General features: G+C 35.6%; 5 protein-coding genes and 1 pseudogene. 2 read left to right on the forward strand and 4 right to left on the reverse strand.

Annotation, left to right across the window (positions count from 1 at the left end):
• Nucleotides 1-29: 29 nt before the first annotated feature.
• From AC1DND_RS20805 to AC1DND_RS20815, 3 genes are read right to left on the reverse strand one after another with little or no spacing between them, the layout of a single operon-like run.
• Nucleotides 30-827 carry an ABC transporter permease gene (locus AC1DND_RS20805; RefSeq protein ID WP_477584548.1) on the reverse strand — a complete coding sequence of 266 codons (798 nt, stop codon included), beginning with the start codon at nucleotides 825-827 and terminating at the stop codon, nucleotides 30-32.
• A gap of 1 nt (nucleotide 828) precedes the next feature.
• Nucleotides 829-1,737 carry an ABC transporter ATP-binding protein gene (locus AC1DND_RS20810; RefSeq protein ID WP_029276702.1) on the reverse strand — a complete coding sequence of 303 codons (909 nt, stop codon included), beginning with the start codon at nucleotides 1,735-1,737 and terminating at the stop codon, nucleotides 829-831.
• 5 nt (nucleotides 1,738-1,742) lie between these two features.
• Nucleotides 1,743-2,000 carry a hypothetical protein gene (locus AC1DND_RS20815; protein WP_477584549.1) on the reverse strand — a complete coding sequence of 86 codons (258 nt, stop codon included), beginning with the start codon at nucleotides 1,998-2,000 and terminating at the stop codon, nucleotides 1,743-1,745.
• 262 nt (nucleotides 2,001-2,262) lie between these two features.
• Here AC1DND_RS20815 and AC1DND_RS20820 point away from each other — a divergent pair, with 262 nt between their 5' ends.
• Nucleotides 2,263-3,297 carry a sensor histidine kinase gene (locus tag AC1DND_RS20820; protein WP_029276706.1) on the forward strand — a complete coding sequence of 345 codons (1,035 nt, stop codon included), beginning with the start codon at nucleotides 2,263-2,265 and terminating at the stop codon, nucleotides 3,295-3,297.
• A gap of 54 nt (nucleotides 3,298-3,351) precedes the next feature.
• A complete protein-coding gene (locus AC1DND_RS20825) occupies nucleotides 3,352-4,101 on the forward strand; it encodes a LytR/AlgR family response regulator transcription factor (protein ID WP_477584550.1) in 750 nt (249 codons plus the stop codon).
• A 138-nt stretch (nucleotides 4,102-4,239) separates the two neighbouring features.
• Here the strand turns inward: AC1DND_RS20825 and AC1DND_RS20830 are convergent.
• A pseudogene (locus tag AC1DND_RS20830) lies at nucleotides 4,240-4,453 on the reverse strand (lysophospholipid acyltransferase family protein); the annotation flags it as partial.

Genomic DNA, 4,453 nt, shown 5'->3' on the forward strand with positions numbered 1-4,453 from the left:
GTCTGGTACAAGAAATTTACAGATTGAAACTATTTTATGCTCTTTTTGGTTACAATAAAATAGCCAATAATGAAAAGAACCAAAGCATAAATCAAGCTTGTCCATATTTCCTGCGTAAAAACCGGAAAATCCAGCGGATCGCCTCCTTTTTTTACCTTAGTCATCTTTAAAGACAGAGCAGGTAATGAATAAGGGATCAGGTAAGCATATTTCCACCCTACATTTGCGGTAATAATGCCCATAATGGTTCCAATAAAGCCAATGCCCATCGGCTTAAGAAAATCGCTCCATAGCAGGCTTAATATGAACTGTAGCGATAAAATGCCTAAAGATGATAAGAATAATTTGCCGTAAGAGTTAACCAGGATATTTAGCGGGTTGTACTGATTAAAATTAAGCTTAGGCACCAATACCTGTAATAAGTGGCCAAAGGCGTAAGTAAGTGTAGCAAATAGGAATAAACAGATAAATATTAACAACACAGCATACAGGTATTTAGCCGCATAAATCGAAAATTTATTTAAGGGTTGGGCAAATAACATTTTCCAGGTATCGTTTTTATGTTCGATATTATTGACCGAAAAGGCCATGAATATAACATAGAAGGGCATTATTAAGAATCCCATTACGCCGAGTGCTGCTCCACTGTAATGTGCCCATAATATCATTGGAGGATAATGGTTGGCGATGATTTTCTCAGCGTCGGAATAAAAACCAAAGCTGATCAACCCGCATATAATAACTGGTAATAATATCGCTGCCCAGAAAGCTAAGGTTTTTCTGGATTTGTAAAATTCTGATACTAAAGAAATATAAAGAGCGTGCATGTTAGTTTGTTTTGGTAATATCAAGGAATAAATTTTCGAGGTCTTTTCTTTGCTGGTAAAGACTGCTTACAGTAAAACCATTTTGGATAAGTAATGTATTTARTTCTCCACTTTTTTGTGATGAAGTAAATGGTATAGTAATTATCTTTTCGGTTTTTGCTATAATTTCATAACCCGACTTGGTTAAAAGGGAACTTGCGCTTTCGATCTTGTCGACTTCGATTTCGAGCACAGGTTTGCTCAGTAAATGAAGTTCGTTAATGGTGCCTTGAAATAATAGTTGACCTTTGTTTATAATGCCAACATGGGTTGCTGTTCTTTCTATTTCTGCCAATAAGTGGCTTGAAACCAATATTGTTTTTTGGTGTTTTGTAGCTAAATCGATCATGAGGTTCCGGACCTCAATAATGCCATTTGGATCTAAACCATTTGTAGGCTCATCCAGCAGGAGTAATTCTGGGTCTGAAATTAGTGCTTGCGCAATGCCTAGCCGTTGTTTCATACCTAACGAATATTTACTGGCTTTTTTATTTGCTGCTTCTGTCAAACCTACTAGTGACAGCATTTCATCAGCTTTCGTTTTTTTTATGCCTAACAGAATACAGCGGTTAATGAGGTTTTCTTTCCCTGTTAAATGCCCATAAATGGCTGGCTGTTCTACTAGAGCGCCAATGCGTTTAAGGGTAGCTATACGGTTACTGTTTATTTCTTTACCGAATATAAAAACCTGATCAGAAGGCGATTTGAGCAGGTTAAGCAAGATTTTTATAGTAGTTGTTTTTCCAGCCCCATTTGGACCTAAGAAGCCGTAAATGCTGCCTTTTGGTACTTGTAGTGAGAGATCTTTTACAATAACCTGGTTGCCGAAGTTAAAGTTTAAACCTACTGTTTCGATAGCGTAATTACCCATTGTTTCTATTTAAAAATAGCAGTTACTTGTTTCACAACAGAACCAGGTGTTTTTGTAGGTTTTACAACTATTTCTGCATCATTCTGATTGGTGCTAACGGTAAGTGTTAAAATAATCATCATAAATACAGGTAATAATAAAAGTAAAAATGGTGATGTGTTTGCTAACTTTTTCATGATCGATAGTTTTATTTGAGCGGTTGCGAAAATACCATCAGTAATTACTGTTTGATTTTTTAAGTTAATTGCTGATGATGTTTTCATTTTGTTTTCGTTTTGATGATTCAAAGAAACTCAAGAAAAACAACCTGCTAAAATCTATTATACCAAGTGTTCAAGATTCTAGATCAACAGACATTTTTGGCGTTTGTCGATAAAATTTGCCTATTGGGCCGTTGGTAGAAAAAAAATGCCCGTTGGTAGATTGTGTAAGTAAATCGATAAAACTTTATTTATTTTGGATGCATGAAAGAATATGTGTCTATTAAACGGATATCAGCTTTCATAACCATTTAATATATTTCTAATGAAACAAAGTAAGGGGCCTTTAATATTACATGCTATTTTTTGGACAATTATTGTAATGCTAATTGTTGGGATGAATATTTTTGATACTTCAATACATACAGCTAAAGATTATTTTATCAGCTATGTGGTATATGGAATAATCAATATTTCAATTTTCTACATTAATTATATTTTCTTAATTCCTGAACTGATCAAGAAGAGGAAGAAATATTTTATATACGTATTAGCATTTCTATTATTAATTGCGGTGTCTGTTGTTGCTAAAACAGCCATAGCGGTATTGTATCCGGATGATGTGTTAACTGCAGTAAATGCCAAAGGAAAACGTATGGACATACCTGTTCATAATTTTGTGATCATGGTTACTTTCCTATCAGGTTTTTTCTTAATCTGCAGCTGTATTATCAAATTTACGATCGATTGGTTTGCAAGCGAAAGGATCCAGCGGAATTTAGAAAGCGAACGCCGCGAAATGGAACTCCAGTTTTTAAAATCGCAGCTAAACCCGCATTTTCTTTTTAATTCGCTTAATAACATCTATTCACTAGCCTATCAAAAATCGGATAAAACTGCCGATGCCATTATGAAGCTTTCGGAAATTATGCGTTACATGATTTATGAGAGCAATACGCCAACGGTAGCGCTAAGCAAAGAAGTAGACTATTTAACCAGTTATATCGAATTGCAAAAAATAAGGTTTAAAGATGGTGCCTATATCGAGCTTACCTTAAACGGCGAAATTGACAATCAAAAAATTGTTCCTTTAATGTTGATTTCATTTGTAGAAAATGCATTTAAACATGGGGTAGTAACTGATCCGGCCGAACCGGTAAAAATCAATATCATTGCCAACCAGAAGATTTTGCATTTTAGTGTAGTAAATAAAAAGAACCAACAGAACAAAGATGCGCAGGGAGGGGTTGGTTTAACCAATGTAGAACGACGGTTACAATTGGTTTATCCTGATAGATATAAATTAAATGTTGTAAATTCGGCTACTCATTATACCTGTGAACTGATGATTGACATATAATCCGTTAACTAACCATAGCCCGGATAAAATCATTAATTAAAATAATAACCTAAAATGAACTTAAACTGTATTGTTGTTGATGATGAGCCTTTAGCGCTTGATATTTTACAGGATTATATTTCGAAAGTGCCTTTTTTAACCATGGTTAAAAGGTGCGAAAACCCTATTGAAGCTTTGCAGATTGTTCAGGGCGGAGGGATTGATCTTGTGTTTTTAGATATTCAAATGCCTGAGCTGACCGGAATCCAGTTTTTAAAAATTGCTGGCAATAAATGCCACTATATATTAACTACCGCTTACCCACAGTATGCTTTAGAAAGTTACGACCTAAATGTTTCGGATTACCTGTTAAAGCCAATTGCATTCGACCGTTTTTATAAGGCGGTAGAAAAAGTACATAATCAGGTAAAACCGGTTGAAGCCCCTGCAAGTGTAGCACAGCCCATCATTACACCTGCACCGTTTTCTGGTTCAGCAAATCCTGTTCAGGATTATATTTTCGTTAAAACAGAGCACAAGATTCAAAAAATCTATCTGCATAATATTTTATTTATAGAAGGTTTAAAAGATTATATCTCGATATTTACGAAAGATGAGCGTGTAATTACGCTACAGAGTATGAAGAAGATGGAAGAAGCTTTGCCTCAAGGTCAGTTTATCAGGGTGCACAAATCTTATATTGTGGCTGTTGATAAAATTGAAAGTATTGAGCGTAGCCGCATTACCATCAATCAAAAGATTATCCCTGTTGGCGATACTTACCGCGATGAATTTTTCAGGGTGATCGGAAATAAGAACATTTAGAGCGTATGGCGTTAGGCGCTTAGCCAGTTCAAACAATTAACCTTTTAATTGCCACGGAAGCACAGAAACCAYGGAATGATCCTGCCGCGATTGTCATCCTGAGCGGAGTCGAAGGATCTTTAAAGAGATTAATAAAAATTATAAAGTAGCAGCCTGTTCCATTGGTTGACCTAAAACTTTCCTGATTTCGTTTTCTACCTCAAGCGTAATATCATTTGGTGTTTTTAAGCCCGGTTCTATCGGTTTTAAAACTGTCCATTTTAGCGCATTGCCAGTGGTTAATGGAAACATGCCAAAACGAACAATTTTCCACGAATTTTCTATGGCCACCGGAACGACCAAAGCATTGGGT

This window comes from Pedobacter sp. 01N416, assembly GCF_056399685.1.